This is a genomic window from Tautonia plasticadhaerens (genome assembly GCF_007752535.1).
GTDB classification, from domain to species: Bacteria; Planctomycetota; Planctomycetia; order Isosphaerales; family Isosphaeraceae; genus Tautonia; species Tautonia plasticadhaerens.
In genome coordinates this window covers 5,813,149-5,829,568 of sequence record NZ_CP036426.1, presented here as the reverse complement: position 1 = coordinate 5,829,568, position 16,420 = coordinate 5,813,149, and the positions used below count along the sequence as shown (strand labels likewise).

14 protein-coding genes are annotated in these 16,420 nt (G+C 71.1%); 7 read left to right on the top strand and 7 right to left on the bottom strand.

Features of this window, described 5'->3' with window-relative positions; all coding sequences use genetic code 11:
• Positions 1-391: 391 nt before the first annotated feature.
• The 3 genes from ElP_RS23265 to ElP_RS23255 are packed head-to-tail and all read left to right on the top strand — an operon-like array spanning position 392 to position 6,179.
• On the top strand, positions 392-3,736 hold the full coding sequence (locus tag ElP_RS23265; RefSeq protein ID WP_145273753.1) for a PSD1 and planctomycete cytochrome C domain-containing protein: 3,345 nt from the start codon (positions 392-394) through the stop codon (positions 3,734-3,736).
• A gap of 47 nt (positions 3,737-3,783) precedes the next feature.
• Positions 3,784-5,250 carry a DUF1501 domain-containing protein gene (locus ElP_RS23260; RefSeq protein ID WP_145273750.1) on the top strand — a complete coding sequence of 489 codons (1,467 nt, stop codon included), beginning with the start codon at positions 3,784-3,786 and terminating at the stop codon, positions 5,248-5,250.
• Positions 5,251-5,279: 29 nt separating this feature from the next.
• Positions 5,280-6,179, top strand: coding sequence for an NAD-dependent epimerase/dehydratase family protein (locus tag ElP_RS23255; RefSeq protein WP_145273747.1), 900 nt, complete (start codon positions 5,280-5,282; stop codon positions 6,177-6,179).
• A 19-nt stretch (positions 6,180-6,198) separates the two neighbouring features.
• Here the strand turns inward: ElP_RS23255 and ElP_RS23250 are convergent, their stop codons facing one another.
• From ElP_RS23250 to ElP_RS23230, 5 genes are all read right to left on the bottom strand, one after another.
• Entirely contained in the window at positions 6,199-6,894 is a 696-nt protein-coding gene (locus tag ElP_RS23250; RefSeq protein ID WP_145273743.1) for a class I SAM-dependent methyltransferase, read from the bottom strand.
• 94 nt (positions 6,895-6,988) lie between these two features.
• Entirely contained in the window at positions 6,989-7,663 is a 675-nt protein-coding gene (locus tag ElP_RS23245) for an MOSC domain-containing protein (RefSeq protein WP_145273740.1), read from the bottom strand.
• Entirely contained in the window at positions 7,663-9,000 is a 1,338-nt protein-coding gene (locus ElP_RS23240; RefSeq protein ID WP_145273737.1) for a PhoPQ-activated pathogenicity-related family protein, read from the bottom strand. Before ElP_RS23240 ends, ElP_RS23245 begins: the two co-directional genes overlap by 1 nt.
• Before the next feature lie 61 nt (positions 9,001-9,061).
• Complete coding sequence (locus tag ElP_RS23235; RefSeq protein ID WP_145273735.1) at positions 9,062-10,054, bottom strand: cobalamin-independent methionine synthase II family protein; 993 nt, start codon at positions 10,052-10,054, stop codon at positions 9,062-9,064.
• Positions 10,055-10,123: 69 nt separating this feature from the next.
• Positions 10,124-10,765 (bottom strand): hypothetical protein, encoded by a 642-nt coding sequence (locus ElP_RS23230; RefSeq protein ID WP_145273732.1) that lies wholly within the window; start codon positions 10,763-10,765, stop codon positions 10,124-10,126.
• A 419-nt stretch (positions 10,766-11,184) separates the two neighbouring features.
• Between ElP_RS23230 and ElP_RS23225 the strand changes: the two genes are divergently transcribed.
• Positions 11,185-11,934, top strand: coding sequence for an RNA polymerase sigma factor (locus ElP_RS23225; RefSeq protein ID WP_197446303.1), 750 nt, complete (start codon positions 11,185-11,187; stop codon positions 11,932-11,934).
• An 11-nt stretch (positions 11,935-11,945) separates the two neighbouring features.
• Here ElP_RS23225 and ElP_RS23220 read toward each other — a convergent pair whose 3' ends face one another.
• Together ElP_RS23220 and mscL are read right to left on the bottom strand one after the other, a co-directional pair.
• On the bottom strand, positions 11,946-13,406 hold the full coding sequence (locus tag ElP_RS23220; protein WP_145273726.1) for a mandelate racemase: 1,461 nt from the start codon (positions 13,404-13,406) through the stop codon (positions 11,946-11,948).
• 90 nt (positions 13,407-13,496) lie between these two features.
• Positions 13,497-13,970: a large conductance mechanosensitive channel protein MscL gene (gene mscL / locus ElP_RS23215; RefSeq protein ID WP_145273723.1), complete on the bottom strand. Its 474-nt coding sequence runs from the start codon at positions 13,968-13,970 to the stop codon at positions 13,497-13,499.
• Between the two features lie 99 nt (positions 13,971-14,069).
• On the opposite strand from mscL, the gene ElP_RS23210 reads away from it, so the two are divergent.
• The 3 genes from ElP_RS23210 to ElP_RS23200 all read left to right on the top strand — a co-directional run bounded on the left by ElP_RS23210 (position 14,070) and on the right by ElP_RS23200 (position 16,321).
• Positions 14,070-14,684, top strand: a complete 615-nt coding sequence (locus ElP_RS23210; RefSeq protein ID WP_145273720.1) for a CPBP family intramembrane glutamic endopeptidase — start codon at positions 14,070-14,072, stop codon at positions 14,682-14,684.
• Entirely contained in the window at positions 14,681-15,805 is a 1,125-nt protein-coding gene (locus ElP_RS23205; protein ID WP_145273717.1) for an alpha-amylase family protein, read from the top strand. Before ElP_RS23210 ends, ElP_RS23205 begins: the two co-directional genes overlap by 4 nt.
• Positions 15,806-15,940: 135 nt before the next feature.
• On the top strand, positions 15,941-16,321 hold the full coding sequence (locus ElP_RS23200; protein ID WP_145273714.1) for a hypothetical protein: 381 nt from the start codon (positions 15,941-15,943) through the stop codon (positions 16,319-16,321).
• The last annotated feature ends 99 nt before the right edge of the window (positions 16,322-16,420 follow it).

The window sequence follows — 16,420 nt, the reverse complement described above, 5'->3', positions numbered from 1 at the left end:
TCGGCTGGAGGTCCGGCGGGTCGAGGAGTTCGGGCACGACGAGGCGGGGGTCCCGCCGTCGCCTCCATCAATTCTTTAACCGATGAGATCCGCCGAGTAAAGGAAAACCAGTGCGGATTCGCGGCCCGAAATGGCCGGGAAACCCCGTCGCGGGGCCGACTTCAGGGGCCGTTCGGGGGGAGGGGCTCGGGTCGTCTGGGCCGGGCTCACCTTGATCCGGAGGCCGTCGGCGTTCAATAATAAATCAATGCTCGCCCGATACCCCCCGGGGGGCGGCCCGGCCCTCCCCGGGCCTCGTGCGACCGTCCCGCCTCGCCCCGCATCCGCCCCCGACCATCCCGAGGGCCCCCCGGGCTCCCGCCCCTTGCCCCCGCCTGGAGGATCGGCCGCCATGATCGCGATCGCCACGAACCCGCCTCGGATCGGCCTGATCGCCGTCGCCCTGGGCCTCTTGCCCGTCCCGGCTGGCGCCCAGGAGGCGGCGGCCGTCGACCGATCTCCGGAGGCGATCGCGTTCTTCGAGGCCCGGGTCCGGCCGGTCCTGGCCGAGAACTGCCTCTCCTGCCACGGTGCCTCGAAGCAGAATTCCGGCCTCCGGCTCGATTCGAGGGGGGCGATCCTGGACGGCGGGTTCATCGAGGGGCCGGGCGTCTACCTCGACGACCCGGACGCGAGCCCGTTGCTGCTGGCCGTCCGGCATGAGATCGACCTGAAGATGCCCCCCGACGGCAAGCTCGACGACCGCGAGATCGCCGACCTGACCCGGTGGGTCGGGATGGGGATGCCCTGGCCCGACGACGCCACCATCCCCACGCCCGAGGACGCCGCCGACGCGGGGGAGGCCCACTGGGCGTTCCAGCCCGTCGGCGACCCCGAGCCGCCGGCGGTCTCCGACCCGTCCTGGGTGGAGTCGCCGATCGACGCCTTCATCCTCGATCGCCTCGACGAGGAGGGGATCGCCCCCTCCCCCCCGGCCGATCGACGGACGCTGTTGCGTCGGGCCAGCTTCGACCTGATCGGCCTGCCGCCGACCCCGGGAGAGATCGACGCGTTCCTGGACGACCCCCGCCCGGACGACGAGGCGTTCGCCGAGGTCGTCGACCGCCTGCTGGCCAGCCCGCACTACGGCGAGCGCTGGGGCCGGCACTGGCTCGACGTGGCCCGGTACGCCGACACCAAGGGGTATGTCTTCACCGAGGAGCGCCGCTACCCCTACGCCTACACCTACCGGGATTACGTCGTCCGGGCCTTCAACGAGGACAAGCCGTTCGACCGCTTCGTCGTCGAGCAACTCGCCGCCGACGCACTGGACCTCCCCGAGGGCGACCCGGCGCTGGCCGCGATGGGCTTCCTGACCGTCGGGCAGCGGTTCCTCAACAGCAAGCACGACATCATCGACGACCGGATCGACGTGGTCGGCCGGGGCCTGATGGGGCTGACGATCTCCTGCGCCCGCTGCCACGACCACAAATATGATCCCATCCCCACGGCCGATTACTACTCGTTCTACGGCGTCTTCGACAGCTCGACCGAGCCGGAGTCCCTGCCGCTGATCGCCGAGGCGGGCGAGGCCGGCGGCCCGGATCGGGAGGACTTCCAAAAGCAACTCGCCGAGCGGCAGGCCGTCGTCGCCGACTTCGAGCGGTCGAAATGGGAGGCGTTCAACGCGGACTTCCAGGATCGCCTGCCGAGGTATCTCGACGCCGCCCTCGCGCTCGACTTCGGCGAGGGCTTGAATCTCGAAGGCCGGGGCCGGGATCAGAAGGTCGACACCGAGGCCCGGGCCCGGGAGCTCTCGACCAGGAGGCTAACCGCCTTCCTCGCGAAGTGGTCGGGCCTGCTCGAACGGACCCGGGGAGGCCACGACCCGATCTTCTCCCCCTGGCATGCACTGGCCGAGTTGCCCGCCGAGCGGTTCGCCGAGGAGGCCCCCGGCGTGCTCGACGCCCTGGAAGCCGACCAGGGACGCCCGATCAACCCGGTCATCACCCGGGCCCTGCGGGAGCCGGGCCCGCCGGCCACCTTCGCCGAGGTCGTCGCCCGATACGGCGGGGCCCTCGCCGAGTCGGGCGATGCCGAGGACCCGGGCCGGGACCGGATCGCGGCCCTGTTCGACCGGGACGGGGGGCCCCTGGCCATCGCCCGGGACGAGGTCACTCGATACCTGGAGCGGGACGAGCGGGACGAGCACCGGGGCCTCGAACGGAAGATCGACGAGCTGCAGGTCCGGCACCCCGGCGCCCCCCCCCGGGCGATGGTGATGGTCGACTCGGAGCGGCCGAGCGAGCCGGTGATCTTCCTCCGGGGCAACGCCGGGAATCGGGGGCCGGAGGTGCCCCGCCGGTTCCTCAGGCTGATCGAGGGCGACGACCGCCAGCCCTTCTCCGAGGGGAGCGGGCGGCTGGAGCTGGCCCGGAAGATCGCCGACCCCGAGAACCCGCTGACGGCCAGGGTCATGGTCAATCGGATCTGGATGCACCACTTCGGCCGGCCGATCGTCGGCACGCCGAGCGACTTCGGCACCCGGAGCGACCCGCCGACCCACCCCGAATTGCTCGACTTCCTCGCCCGGCGATTCGTCGAGGGGGGCTGGTCGGTCAAGGCCATGCACCGGCTCATCGTCAACTCGAACGCCTATCGCCAATCCAGCGTCGACCGTCCCGAGGCGGCCCGGGTCGACCCCGAGAACCTGCTCCTCTGGCGCCAGAACCGCCGTCGGCTGGAGCTGGAGCCGATGCGCGACGCCATGCTCGCCGCCGCCGGGCGACTCGACCCCAGCTTCGGCGGGCGGCCGACGCCCTCGCCCTCGGACCCGGGCGGGACCAGGCGGACGCTCTACTCGATGATCGACCGCACGTTCCTGGACGGCGTCTACCGCACCTTCGACTTCGGCAGCACCGAGGTCTCGAACCCGAGCCGGCCGACGACGATCGTCCCCCAGCAGGCCCTCTTCCTGATGAACAGCCCGTTCGTGGCCGAGCAGGCGCGACACCTGGCCCGCCGGTCGGCCGAGGAGCCCGGGTCGACCGACCCCGAGGCCCGGATCCAATGGCTCTACCGCCACCTGCTCGGCCGGCCGCCCGAGCCGGGCGAGGTCGAGGTCGGCGTCCGGTTCCTCTCCACCCAGGCCGATCGGACCGAGGCCCCCGTCTCCCCCTGGACCTACGGGTTCGGCGCGTTCGACGAGGGATCGGCCAGGGTCGTCGCATTCCGCCCCCTGGCGCACTGGACCGGCGAGGCGTACCAATTCGGCCCCGAGTATCCCCACCCCGAAGGGCACTATCTCCGCCTGCAAGAGGCCGGCGGGCACGCCGGCAGCAGCCGGGAACAGGCCGCGATCCGCCGATGGGTCGCGCAGAGCGACGCCGTCGTCCGGATCGAAGGCCGGCTGGCCCACCGGTCGGCCGAGGGGGACGGCGTCCGGGCCCGGGTCGTCGCCGGGGACGGCGGCCTGCTCGGCGAGTGGACCGCGCACGACGGGCGGGAGCGGACGATCGTCGACCGCTACGAGGTGAAGGCCGGCGAGGCGATCGACTTCGTGGTCGACTGCATCGGGGGAGCCGGCTTCGACTCGTTCGAGTGGGCCCCCGAGGTGCAGGCCGAGGCCCCCGACGGCTCGGTCGCCCGCTTCGACGCCCGGGCCGACTTCGGCGGGCCGCCCTCCCCGCCCCCGAGCCCGGAGGAGCAGTATGCCCAGGCCCTGCTCATGACCAACGAATTCCTGTACGTCGATTGAATGACCCGGGCCGGGATCCTGAAGGCCCGCGGAGTGGAGTCGAGCCGATGCCCCACGACCGACCGAACCCGGGTGACCTGCCCGTGACCCGCCGGGAGCTGCTCTGCCGATCCGGGATGGGCTTCGGCGCGATGGCCCTCGGCGGCCTGATGGCCGGCTCCGGCCTGGCCACCCGGCCCGCGACGGCCGCCGCCTCGGCGGCGCCGGGGGGGACATCGCTCGCGCCGAAGGTGCCGCCGATGGCCCCGAAGGCGAAGCGGATCATCCACCTCTTCATGAACGGGGGGCCGTCGCAGGTCGACACGTTCGACCCCAAGCCGATGCTCCAGAAGTACGCCGGCCAGGAGCTGCCGACGGAGAACCTCCGCACCGAGCGTCGCACCGGCTCGGCGTTCGGCTCGCCGTTCAAGTTCAAGAAGTACGGCGAGAGCGGGATCGAGGTCAGCGAGATCTTCTCCAACGTCGCCGAGCACATCGACGACATCTGCGTCATCCGCTCGATGCACGCCGACGTGCCCAATCATGAGCCCTCGCTGATGCTCATGAACTGCGGGGACGCCCGGCTGCCGAGGCCGAGCGTCGGCTCGTGGGTGCTCTACGGCCTCGGGACCGAGAACCAGAACCTGCCCGGGTTCGTGGTGCTCTGCCCCGGCGGTTATCCGATCGCGGAGTCGTCGAACTGGAAGTCGGCGTTCCTGCCCGGGATCTACCAGGGCACGCACATCGACTCGGAGCATACCGAGCTGGACCGGCTCATCGAGTACATCCGCAACGACCGCCTCGCCACCCCCGCCCAGCGGGCTCAGCTCGACCTGCTCCAGGAGCTCAACCGCCAGCACCTGGAACGCCGGAGCCGGGACGCCGAGCTGGAGGCCCGGATCCAGTCGTTCGAGCTGGCCTTCCGGATGCAATCCGAGGCGGCCGACGCCTTCGACGTGGGCCGGGAGCCGGAGCACGTCCGGTCACGCTACGGCGACGACGTGCACGGCCGTCAGCTCCTCATCGCCCGGAGGCTTCTGGAGCGCGGGGTCCGCTACGTCCAGGTCTACCACGGCAACGGCCAGCCCTGGGACAACCACGACGACATCGAGTCGGGCCACCGCCACCTCGCCGGCCAGTGCGACCGGCCCATCGCCGCCCTGCTGGCGGACCTGAAGCGGACGGGGATGCTCGAGGACACGCTCGTCATCTGGGGGGGGGAATTCGGTCGCACCCCCACCGTCGAGCTGCCCACGCCCGGCGCCAACCAGGGCAAGATGAACGGCCGGGACCACAACCACTACGGCTTCACCATGTGGATGGCCGGCGGCGGCGTGAAGGGCGGTCACGTGCACGGCGCGACCGACGAATTCGGCTTCAAGGCCGTGGAGAAGCCGGTGCACGTCCACGACCTGCACGCGACGGTCCTCCACCTGCTCGGCTTCGACCACGAGCAGTTCACCTACCGTTACGCCGGCCGGGACTTCCGCCTGACCGACGTCCACGGGAACGTCGTCCACGACATCATCGCCTGATCCGTCCCGACCCCGGGGGTTGGCCGACCATGCACATCGCCGTCACGGGGGCGACCGGCTTCCTCGGCCGATACGTCGTCTCCCTCCTCGCCGAGCGGGGCCACTCGCTCCGCTGCTGGTACCGGATGAGCAGCGACCGGGGCGGATTCGAGCCCTTCGAGAAGTCGATCGAGTGGGTCCCCGGCTCGCTCCGGGACAAGGGGAGCGAGCTGCCGCTGCTGGACGGCTGCGACGGCGTCGTCCACGCGGCGCTCGACCGCCCGGGCCCCGGCTTCATCGGCGCCGAGGGGGACCTGATCCCCTTCGCCGAGGCGAACCTGATGGGCTCGCTCCGCCTCTTCCAGGCCGCACAGCAGGCGGGGATCGGCCGGTTCGTGTTCGTCTCGACCTGTGCGGTCTACGACTCGATCCTCGACGATCGCCCGCTCGACGAGGCGCACCCGACCTGGCCGGGGAGCCACTACGGGGCCCACAAGGCGGCCCTGGAGGCGTTCGTCCACAGTTTCGGCAAGGGCGGGATGCCGATCTGCTCCCTGAGGCCGACGGGCATCTACGGGCTGGCCCGGCCGGTCGAGCGGAGCAAGTGGTTCGGCCTCGTCCGCGACCTCGTGGAAGGCCGCGAGGTGTCGTGCCGGACGGGCGGCAAGGAGGTCCACGCCGCCGACGTGGCGCGGGCCGTCGGCGTGCTGCTGGACGCCCCGGCGGAGGCGGTCGCGGGGCGGTCGTTCAACTGCTACGACCTCTACGTCTCGGAATACGACGTCGCCTCGATCGCCCGGGAGGCGGGCGCCGGGGGGCGGATCCTCGGCGAGCAGACCCGCCCGAAGCACCAGATCGAGACGGGCACGCTGCGGGCGCTGGGCATGGACTTCGGCGGCCGGGCGCAGCTCGAAGACTACGTCCGGGCGCTCGTCTCGGCGTGTCGGTGAGCGGGGAAGCCCTCCTCGGTCACTTCCAGGCGTGGAAGACCATCCGACCGAAGGTGCCCGGTTGTGCCCCCCGGACCGGGTAATGCACGTCCAGGATCGGGGGGAAGGCGACGACCCGGCCGAATCCGGCGGTGCGGAGCATCTCCTCGACGGCAAGCCCGTTGGGGCCGCACCAGTTGGTCGGGTCGTTGGCGCACTCGTCCCGGCCGTAGTAGGCGACGGCGGGGCGGTCGATGTCGAGCAGGTCGACGTGCGTCTCCAGGATGAGCATCTCCCGGGTGCAGGAGGCGACGTGGAGGATGCCCGTCAGGGGGTGGGGCAGGTGGTAGAGCACCCCCAGGAAAAAGACCACGTCGAAGACGCCGGGGTTGCCGGGGCCCATCTCCAGGACCTCGAGCGTGACGTCCTCGACCTTCGAGCCCAGGGCATGGCGGGCGTAGTCGAACCCGCGGCGGCCGATCTGGGGGGCGTTCCAGACGCCCCCGTCGAGGGCGACGACGCGGGAGGCGCCGCGGCGCTCGGCCTCGAAGGAGAAGAAGCCGTCCCAGGCGCCGACGTCGAGGACGGTCTTGCCGCCCAGATCCCTGGGCATGCGGATCTGGGAGAGCTTGGTCGCGGTGTCGTCGATCCCGGGCGTGGTGACGCCGCCTCCCAGGTCGATCCGGTGGAACCAGGGGATCGTCGCCAGTTCGTCTTCCGGGGCGATCGTGCTCATCGTTCCGCTCCGCTCCTCGCGCCGGGACCATCCCGCCCGGGCTCCGGGCGGGACGTTAACGGAAGCGGTCGCGGAGGGCAAGGCGACTCGGGCGTCAATCGGACGGGGTCGCAGGCTCCTCGTCGAGCGTCGCCAGCCGGTCCCGGAATTCCCGGATCCAGTCCCGGGGCAGGGCCTCGACCCCGACCGCCCGGCGGAGGAGTCGGGGGTCCCGCCGGTCGATCGCCATCAGGCGGGCGGCCTCGGCGACCGTCAGGTCGGAGGGGGATTCGGCGATCCGATCCATGGCATCCCCCGCCCCGACCGTGCCCTCCCGGAGGACTCGGAAGTAGAAGCCGAACCGGCCGGAGGCGAGCATCCGCTTGACCATGTCGGTGCGCTCGAAGCGGAGGTTGAGCTTCGCGCAGGGGAGCCGGGGCTGGGAGACCTCGAATTCGGCGTCGCCGATCCGGAAGCGATCGCCGATGCGGACGCCGTCTTCGAGCCAGCCGCCGGAGCAGGAGAGGTTTTCGCCGAAGACGCCCCAGGGGAGGTCGACGCCCGGCAGGTCGGCCCGCCAGGCGTCGTAGTGCTCGACCGGGTAGGCGTAGACCGCCTTGTCCGGGCCGCCGTGGACGGAGAGGTCGGCCTGGCGGTCGCCGTCGAGGTTCTCGAGCCGGACGGCGACCCGGCCCGCGACCGGCGCCTTGAAGATGCCGGTCGAGGTGGTCCGCCCCCGCCATTGCTTGAGCCGGGGGCGGCCGACGTTGACCGAGACGACCGATCCCATCAGTCGGCCCCCCCCACTCCGGTGTCCTCTGCGGGGTCGGCCCGGAATTCGTGGATCGGGGTGGAGAGGTGGAAGTCGATCCCCTCGATCTCGTAAGTCAGGTCGAAGAACGCGGCGACGGAACCGGAATCGGGGCGCGCGACCCGATAGGTCCAGGTCGTCTCGCCCCCGGTGCCCTCCGCTTCGACCGTCGAGGGCTCGTAGGCGTCGTCCCGCAGGTCGCGGTCGGCGGACCGGGCGACCCAGACGGTCACGGCCTTCGGCCGTCGGCCGGGGGGGGTGCTCAGCTCCAGGCCGGCCTCGCCGTCCCCGTCGATCGTCTTCCAGGAGAACTCCGGGCCGTCCTGGCCGGTGGCGACGTGGCGGACCAGGGCGCCGACGCCGTTGATCGCGTACTCGCGGTGCTCCTCCAGCCCGTGGCCGGCGTTGGGCAGGTTGACGACGTACTTGGCCCCCCGGATGTCGTCCCAGTAGAACCGCATCGAGTCGTGCGCCCAGTAGCGGTCGTTCGTGCCGTTGATCTGGACCACGGGGACGTCGATCGCGTCGAGGTAGAAATAAGGGTCGACGATCCGCCAGAGCTTGCGGCCGTCCTCGGTGTCGAAGGTCTCGGTCAGGCCCCTCCGGGTGTAGTCCTCGATCTGCTCGCTGTACTTGCCCCAGAGTTCCAGCTGGTTCCGGACGTTCTCCTTCATGTTCAGGGTCGGGATGACCATCGGGGCGATGGCGGCGACCCGGTCGTCGACGGCGCCGGTCAGCCAGGTGGTCCAGCCCCGCTTCGACGCCCCGGTGACGACGAACCGCTCGACGGGTTTGCCCTTCGACGCGGCGAACTCCTGGGCGGCGTCCATCGCCCGGACGGCGCTCTTGACCATCGGTTGCAGGAGCGGCCAGTCGTGCTCGCCGGTCTTGAGGAAGTTCATGAACGTCTCGCTGATGAGGTCGTCCTCGTAGCGGTCCCCCAGTAGGGGCTGATTCGGCACCTGGGGCAGCACGGCGACCCGGCAGCCGGCGGCATTGGCCAACGCGAAGGCCATGAGGTCGTCCGACGGCTTATGCTCCGACCGGCTGCTCCCGCCGGTGATGAACAGCACCATGAAATCCTCGTGGTCGACCCGGGTCGGCTCATAGATGCGGAACTGGTGGGTCCAGGGGATCCCCCGCCAGGTCTGGGAGGTCAGGTCGATGTGGTTGACGGTGCCGGTCGGGGTCGTGTCGTTCTTCGAGAGCTCCCAGGAGAAGCTGGGGTCGGGGGCCAGGACGTAGGACGTGAGGTCGGCCTTCACCGCGCCGCTCATCAGCAAGAACAAGGTGGGGGCGATCAGGGCACGAGGCATGGAGGGGGACTCCGATTCGATGGGTCGGGGCGAGGCGACGTCGCGTCGAGGGGACCTCGGCTCAGCGGCCCTCGAACAGGTCCCGTCCGAGCACGAGTGATCGCATCTTGGCATCGGCGACGGCCCGGGGCAACATCCAGAAGCCGCAATCCGGGTGGACGTAGCGGATCCGATCCGGACCGATCGCCTCCGAGGCCCGCTCGATCCGTCGGGCGACTTCCTCCGGCGCCTCGACGACGTTGTCCTTGATGTCGATCACCCCCAGGCCGAGGCCGATCCGGGGTTCCACCCCCTTCAGGGCTTCCAGGTCGTCGCCGGGCCTCCGGGCGAGTTCGAGGACGACGTGGTCGGCCTCCAGGGCGTTGAGGAAGGCGACCAGTTTCTCGTAGGTCCCGCGCTGGATCACCTGGCCGCCGTAATTGCCGAAGCAGAGGTGGACGGCCTTCTCCCCCGCGAACGCCCGCAGGACGCGGTTGATCCCGGAGGCGGCGATCGGCCCGTCGTCGGGGTTGCCGGTGACGTTCGCCTCGTCGACCTGGAGGACTCGGGCCGAGATCCCCTCGACCTGCCGGGCGAGCGCCCCGGCGAGGGCGTCGACCAGGGCCTCCCGGTCGCCGTAGTGGTCGTCGAGGAGGACCCGGGCGAGCATGTAGGGGCTGGTGACGGTGAACTTGCGGGGGCGGTCGGTCATCCCGGCCGCCTCGGCGTCCTCGGCGGGCAGGTCGAGGGAGCCCTCGTCGATCGGCCCGAGGACCACCCCGGCGGGGCGGGAGCGGTAGCGCATCGCCGGGTCGGCCCGCCATCGACGGACCTGGGCGGTGGTCGGCGAGGTGGAGATCCCCCCCATCGGCCGGATGAAGGCGTCGATCATCCCGTTGGTCTCGGGATGGTTCGGGTCGAAGCGGCCCAGCTCGCCGTCCCCGATCAGGTCGAGCCCGGCGAGTTCCTGGATCTTCAGGACCGCGAGCATCGCGTCCCGTTTCGCCTCCAGCGAGGGGAAGGCGCGGAGCCAGGACGGGACGGGATAGCTGCCGACGACGGTGCTGAGGATCATGGCGGGGGTTCCCCTCGGGCCCGATGGGGGCGCCGAGGGGTCGAGGATCGCCCGGCCGGGGGTGGTGGGTCAAGCCTGCCCCGGCTGCTCCGACCACATGGTCCGCAGTTGCACGAGGATCGGCCGGAACCACTCGTCCTCCCAGAGATGGAGGGAGGCGTCGGCCCAGGCCTCGCGTTCGGTCGTCCCCTCGCCGATCGTCCGGGGCCGGGCGGCGGAGTTGAGCACGATCTGCCAGCCCCGATCGCCCCGGGAGGCGGCCAGGGCGTCCGGGAAGAAGACCCGGACCAGGTCCTCGTCGATCATCGAAGCCCCCTCGCCGGTCGGCCGGGATAGGTCGGAGGATGGGTGCTGCCGGTTCGGGATCTCGGGGGGCTGCGGGCCGATCGGCGTGACCATCCCGGCGAGGATCGCAGATCGGACCTGCCGGGCGATCCGGTCCAGCCCCAGCTTCCGGGTCAGCTCCTCGTGGAGCGCCTCGGCCCGTTCCAGGCAGAGGTCGAGACGCTCGGCCAGCTCGACCGGGCCGAAACCGAAGGCCATTAAAACCAGGGCCCGACGCTTCGTCGGCGGCAGCCGTCGGCGGTGCCTCGGCCGCCTCGAGACGCCGGCCACCCGGACCTGGACGCCGTGCACCAGCCGGAGTTTCCCGCGGAAGCCGAGCTGGACCAGCGGGTGATCGTCCGGCAGCACCAGAGAGACCGTCTCCACAGGCTTGCCCTCTCGTCTGGGTTCGGGACCCGCCCCGAAGCGGGCGGACGACGACCCTCCCCGCCGGATGCCCGGTGGGCTGATGCGTCCTGATCCGTCCTCGGCGGGCCTTCGCGATCGTCCGTCCCGGCCCGGCGGCCCCGGGGACGTCCCCGGGGCCGACTCTCCCCATTCCCCGTACGGTCTCCCTCCCGGAGTGTCAGGATTCGGTGTCATTTTTTTAACGCAATCGGGGAGTCTTAAGACGGGAGATTTTCGCAAGTCATTCTCGATAAACGACTTTCGGTTTGCAGAAAAATGGCGGAGTCGGGGCGACCGCTCCGCGCATCACATGGGCTCGGCGATCCTGTAGAATTGGGATGGCTTCTCTGCTGCGCGGCGTCCATGAATCCCCGAGTGCCGGTCCGGGAGGGCGAGCGATGCGGGACGAGTCCGTCCACCTCAGCCGCATCTCGACGGAGTGGGATCTCGTCTTCCAGGCCCACAACGGGCCCCCCGACGTCGTCTCTTCGGCCCAGACGAAGCTGATGGCCCGATACGCCGGCGCCGTTCATCGCTATCTGCTGGGGGCGGTCCGGGATCCGGACCTCGCGGCCGATCTCGACCAGGAATTCGCCCTCCGGTTCCTCCGGGGCGACTTCCACCGCGCCGACCCGAGCCGGGGCCGATTCCGGGACTTCATCAAGCGGGCCCTGCGCAACCTGATGGTCGACCACCACCGGAAGCGCCGCCGGGTCGAGGTGCCGATCGGCGAAGGGGGCGTCCCCGAGCCGCCCGACCCGGATGGCGGCCTACCCGACTTCGACCGCCAGTTCACCGAGAGCTGGAAGCGGGAGCTGATGGCCCAGGCCTGGGCCTCCCTCGCCCGGCACCAGGAGCAGACCGGGCAGCCGCTGCACACGGTGCTCCAGCACCGGATGAAGCACCCCGAGGAGAAGTCCCCCGGGCTGGCGTCCCTCCTCACCCGGGCGATGGGGAAGCCCGTCTCGGCCGGCTGGGTCCGGGAGAACCTGTCCAGGGCCCGGGACCTGTACGTCGGGGCCCTCGTCGACGGGGTCCGGGCCTCGCTCGAGATACCCACCCGGGGGTCGATCCAGGAGGAGCTCGCCGACCTCGGCCTGCTCGAATATTGTCGCCCCTCGCTCCGGCGCCGCGGATTGTCCGACTGACCCGCGACCCTTCAACCGCCGAGGCCGAGCGAATCGAAGTCCCAGACCTCCTCGCCGGTGTATGAGCCGGGATCCGGCTCGACGGCGAAGCCGAAGCCCACGCAGTCGACGATCGAGCCGATCTCGAACCGTCCGCCCCGGACGACCGGGCCGATGATCGTGCCCTGCTCGGCGAGGAAGTCGGGGTGGGCGGCCAGGGCGGCCCGGCGATCGGCCTCCGGCAGGTAGGAGAGCCCGGGATGGTAGTGGTGGCCGTTCCGCTCGACATGCCCCAGGCCGAGGGTCGCCACCAGGCAGAGGTCGGCCTGGACCGGGACCACGCCGACGGAGCAGAGGTCCTCCCCCGTCATCAGGAAGCCCGACCGCCGGCCCCGGTCGTTCCGGAGCCAGGTCAGGCCGGAGTTGAGGATCGCCTTCGTCGGCCCCTTGCAATTCTTGCTGCTCACGCCGCGGTAGCCGACCTTCAGGGCCCGCCGGTAGGCGTCGGTCGTCCCGTCCGACTCGTCGATGATCACCGGACGCCAGGCCGAGAGCGACCGCACGCCCTCGGCGGCCGACTCGTCGAGCGCGATCGACCGCTCCAGGGGCTGCTCGATCGCGACGACGTTGTTCAGGAGGGTTTGCAGCCGGGCCTCGCTGCGAAGGACCTCGAACAGGCCGAGCAACGCGTCGGCGGACGTGAACTGCTCGTTGCCGTCGAGCGTGACGGCGTAATCCGGGCCCCGATGCCGCTCGACGACCCCGGCCACGGCGACGAGCCGGGCCCGATCCGCGTCCGGGTCGGCCGACAGCTTGACCTTGAAGTAGCGGAGCCCGGCCCGTTCCACGTAGGTCTCCAGCGCCTGCGGGAGCCCGTCGTCGACCCGATCCTCCTCGGGGATCTCGGCCCGGGTGAGCGGGTCGCCGAGGCCGACGGTGTGACGGACGAAGACCCACCGCCTCGGCGCCCCGGGCAGCCAGTCGGCGGGCCTCGTCCCGGACATCGAGGGCTCGACGACCCCCAGGTCGATCCCATAGAGGTCGCCCCGGACCGCGTCGGCGAAGCTCAGCCCGCTCGCCCTCGCCAGGGCATCCATCACGGCCCGCTCCACCAGGCTGATCCCGAAGGAGGCAAGCAGCGGGTTGAACCCCAGGCCGGCCGCCGCGTGACGGACTTCGAGGTTCGCGTCGACCCAGGATTCGAAGAACGCGCCCGGCCGCCCGGCCCGCTCGGAGAGAGCCGTCCGGGCCAGGCGGATCGAGGAGAGCTGGTCGGTGACCTGGTCGCGATACGATCGGCCCGGGGTCTTGTCGAACCAGCCGGGGGGGAGGCAGTCGCCCGACCAACCCCGATGCACGCGGCCGTCGACCTCGATGTCCACCTCGAGGACCGCCTGCGGGCATCGGCTCAGGGTGGCGGCGCCGTAGCGGAAGGGGATCCGGGTGGTCGAGTTCCTCAGGCCGAGCCGGGACTCCTTCAGGCTGTAGCGCATCGCGTCCTCGGCGGGGGGCGGTCGGGCCAGGGCGGGGGACGGCCCCGAGTCTGATCCTCGTCCGGGCCCTCGTCAACTCGGCGCGTCGGGTCAGGGCTTCGATTTCCTCCCCGACCCTCTCGAAGGTGATCGGCCCTTCGGGCTTGCCGGGGGGGCCGGGAGATCCGCGGTACAATAGGCGCACCTGGTGGCGGGGTCGGGGATCTTGGAGAGGCAGTAGGGGCATTCCTTGGTGGTCGGCCCGGAGGGATCCGGGGGATCGACGGCCTTGCGGATCGAGCCGACGACCTTCCTGATGACAAGGAACATCGCCAGCGCGATCAGGGCGAAGTTGACCACCGAGGCCAGGAAGCCGCCGACCTCGACTCGGCCGATCTTCCAGGAGGCGTAGGAATCCGCCCCCGGCGTCACGTAACTGAGCGTCGGCATGATGATGTGCGTGACCAGCCCGTCGACCACCCCCTGGAACGCCCCGCCGAGCACGACCGCCACGGCCAGCTCCAGCACGTTGCCCTTCAGGGCGAACCCCGTGAACTCCCCCCACCAGCGTGACAGCCATCGCATGAGCGGCCTCCCGATCGGGAACTCCGGTTTCGACCGACCTCTCCGCCCCGCACGCGACGTACCGGGGCCGATCCCACCCGGCCGGCCGGATGATCGGCCATGAGCGGCCGCCCCCGGGACGGCTTCCTCGCGGCGGCCCTGGCCTTCGAGCTGGGGCTGGCGGGCGTGGCCTGGCTCGTCGGCAGGCCGCTGGGCATCGACCCGCTGCGGGATTTCGACCCCACCGGCCGGGGGCTGGCGACCGGCATCCTCGCGACGGCGCCCCTGGTCCTCCTGCTGGTGCTCTGCGACCGGGATTCATTCCGGCCGATGCGACGGATCCGGGAAATCCTGGGAGAAGTGATCCTGCCCTTCCTGAGGGGGCGACCCGCGTTCCAGCTCGCGGCGCTCGCCGCGGCGGCGGGGATCGGCGAGGAGACGCTGTTCCGCGGTCTGATCCAGGCCGGGACGGCGGACCGGCTCGGCCCGGCCTCGGGGCTGATCCTGGCGTCGGTGACGTTCGGCCTGGTCCACGCGCTGACGCCCGCCTATGCGTTGATCGCCGGGCTGATCGGCGCATATCTGGGGGCGCTGTACCTGCTGACCGGGGACCTCACCGTGCCGGTCGTCGCCCACGGGCTGTACGACCTGGTCGCGCTGATCTACTTCCTCCGGACCGCTTCGGGCGATACGATCGGCCCCATCGAGCCCGCCCCGGAGGAGACGAACCCATGAGTCGCCCCCTGATCGCCCTGCTCTCATGCCTTTCCTCGGCACCCACCGCCCCGGCCGAAGAGCCGGTGCCGATCGCCTCCCGGCCGATCGAGATCCGGGGGATCTACGGCGGGGTGCCGAGGCAGATCTTCGAGCGGGGCGAAACCCTGGACGACTACGGCATCAACGCCGTCTGGATCGGCTCGGGGGCCCTCCGAGACGAGGACATCGCCCTGCTGAAAGCCGAGGGGGCGTCGGTCTTCGCCGAGTTCAACTCGATGCACGTCGCCTCGTTCGTCGAGCAGCACCCCGACGCCGCGCCGGTCGGACCCGACGGCGAGCCGAGTCCCCCTCCCGACGGCTGGCAGGGGGTCTGCCCGTCGCACCCGGGCTATCGGCGGTCCCGGATGGACGAGTTCCGGAGGGTCCTGGAGACCTTCGAGGTCGACGGCATCTGGCTCGACTATCACCACGCCCAGGCCAACTGGGAGCGGGAGGAGCCGATCCTGCCGGACACCTGCTTCTGCGACCGCTGCCTCGACCTATTCCGGGACCAGACCGGCGTCGGCCTTCCCGAGGCGCCCACCGCGGAGAATTCCGCCCGGCTGCTCGGCCCCCTCCGAGACGAGTGGGTCCGCTGGCGATGCGACCTGTTCACGGACTGGGTCCGCCAGTTCGGCCGCATCCGGGACGAGGTCCGGCCCGACGCCCTGCTCGGCACCTTCCATTGCCCCTGGTCCGAGGACGACTTCGACGGCGCCCTCCGCCGCACGCTGGCCATCGACCTGCACGCGCAGGCACCGCTATTCGACGTGCTCAGCCCGATGCCCTACCACGCCCGATTCGGCCACGCCGACGACCCGGGTTGGATCTCCCGACAACTTTCCTGGCTGGGAGGCCACCTCGGGGTCGAAGGCGAAGGCGGGGGGCGCCCGAGGGTCTGGCCGATCGTCCAGCTCTCCGACTGGGGCGAGGCGGTCCCCGTCGATCAGGTCGGGGAGGTGCTCGATCACGGGACCCGGGGGCCGTCGACCGGAGTCACGGTGTTCGCCTGGGGCGGCCTCGCCAGTGACTGGGACAAGGTGGGACGCCTCGGGGCGTTCTACCGGGATGTCGGCGGATCGGGGGATCCCGCGCCCTGATGCCGAGGAGGGGCGGATCGCTCGGCCACGTGTCGCCGAATTTCGTGTACAGTGGGGAGGGGTGGCCGCGGCCGAGCACCTCGGGACGCCGGGGCCGGGCGTCGCCTTGCAATCGATCGACGAGGGGAGCTGAACATGCCCGAACCCGAGCGGACCCCCGGGACCGGGGCGTCTCGGCAGTCCAGCCGGCTCGGCCCGAGCCTCTCGCTCCTGGGCCTGGCCTGCTGGGTCGTCACGATCGCCCTGTATCTGATGCTCAAACCGGAGGAGGCGATGCCGGGGGATCCGGTGTCGCGCCCGAAGGCGATCCAGGTCGTCCTGGTCTTCGTGGTCGGCTCGCTCGGGGTGTTCCTCTCCTCAATCGTCGCGGCGGTCGGCCTGTTCCTGAGCCTGACGGAGCAGCGGTTCCACCCCGGGCGTCGGGCCGTCCGGGGGATCGTCCTCGGCGCAGTCGGGGTCGCGGCCCTGGTGCTGGTCGTCGCGGAGATCCTCCGGATCGCGTTCCTGAAGGCCTGAGGGGCGGTCCGAGGGGCCTCGACTCGGCCGGGCCGGCCGGGCCTCAGGAGGTCGAGGGCGAGCAGGGCCTGGCCCTCGACGTCAAGGTCGACGCCGGAT

What these genes read in the sequence shown, in the direction of transcription:
- ElP_RS23265 (WP_145273753.1), top strand. Translation starts at nt 392, where the DNA reads ATGATCGCGATCGCCACGAACCCGCCTCGGATCGGCCTGATCGCCGTC.
- ElP_RS23260 (WP_145273750.1), top strand. Translation starts at nt 3,784, where the DNA reads ATGCCCCACGACCGACCGAACCCGGGTGACCTGCCCGTGACCCGCCGG.
- ElP_RS23255 (WP_145273747.1), top strand. Translation starts at nt 5,280, where the DNA reads ATGCACATCGCCGTCACGGGGGCGACCGGCTTCCTCGGCCGATACGTC.
- ElP_RS23250 (WP_145273743.1), bottom strand. Translation starts at nt 6,894, where the DNA reads ATGAGCACGATCGCCCCGGAAGACGAACTGGCGACGATCCCCTGGTTC.
- ElP_RS23245 (WP_145273740.1), bottom strand. Translation starts at nt 7,663, where the DNA reads ATGGGATCGGTCGTCTCGGTCAACGTCGGCCGCCCCCGGCTCAAGCAA.
- ElP_RS23240 (WP_145273737.1), bottom strand. Translation starts at nt 9,000, where the DNA reads ATGCCTCGTGCCCTGATCGCCCCCACCTTGTTCTTGCTGATGAGCGGC.
- ElP_RS23235 (WP_145273735.1), bottom strand. Translation starts at nt 10,054, where the DNA reads ATGATCCTCAGCACCGTCGTCGGCAGCTATCCCGTCCCGTCCTGGCTC.
- ElP_RS23225 (WP_197446303.1), top strand. Translation starts at nt 11,185, where the DNA reads ATGCGGGACGAGTCCGTCCACCTCAGCCGCATCTCGACGGAGTGGGAT.
- ElP_RS23220 (WP_145273726.1), bottom strand. Translation starts at nt 13,406, where the DNA reads ATGCGCTACAGCCTGAAGGAGTCCCGGCTCGGCCTGAGGAACTCGACC.
- mscL (WP_145273723.1), bottom strand. Translation starts at nt 13,970, where the DNA reads ATGCGATGGCTGTCACGCTGGTGGGGGGAGTTCACGGGGTTCGCCCTG.
- ElP_RS23210 (WP_145273720.1), top strand. Translation starts at nt 14,070, where the DNA reads ATGAGCGGCCGCCCCCGGGACGGCTTCCTCGCGGCGGCCCTGGCCTTC.
- ElP_RS23205 (WP_145273717.1), top strand. Translation starts at nt 14,681, where the DNA reads ATGAGTCGCCCCCTGATCGCCCTGCTCTCATGCCTTTCCTCGGCACCC.
- ElP_RS23200 (WP_145273714.1), top strand. Translation starts at nt 15,941, where the DNA reads ATGCCCGAACCCGAGCGGACCCCCGGGACCGGGGCGTCTCGGCAGTCC.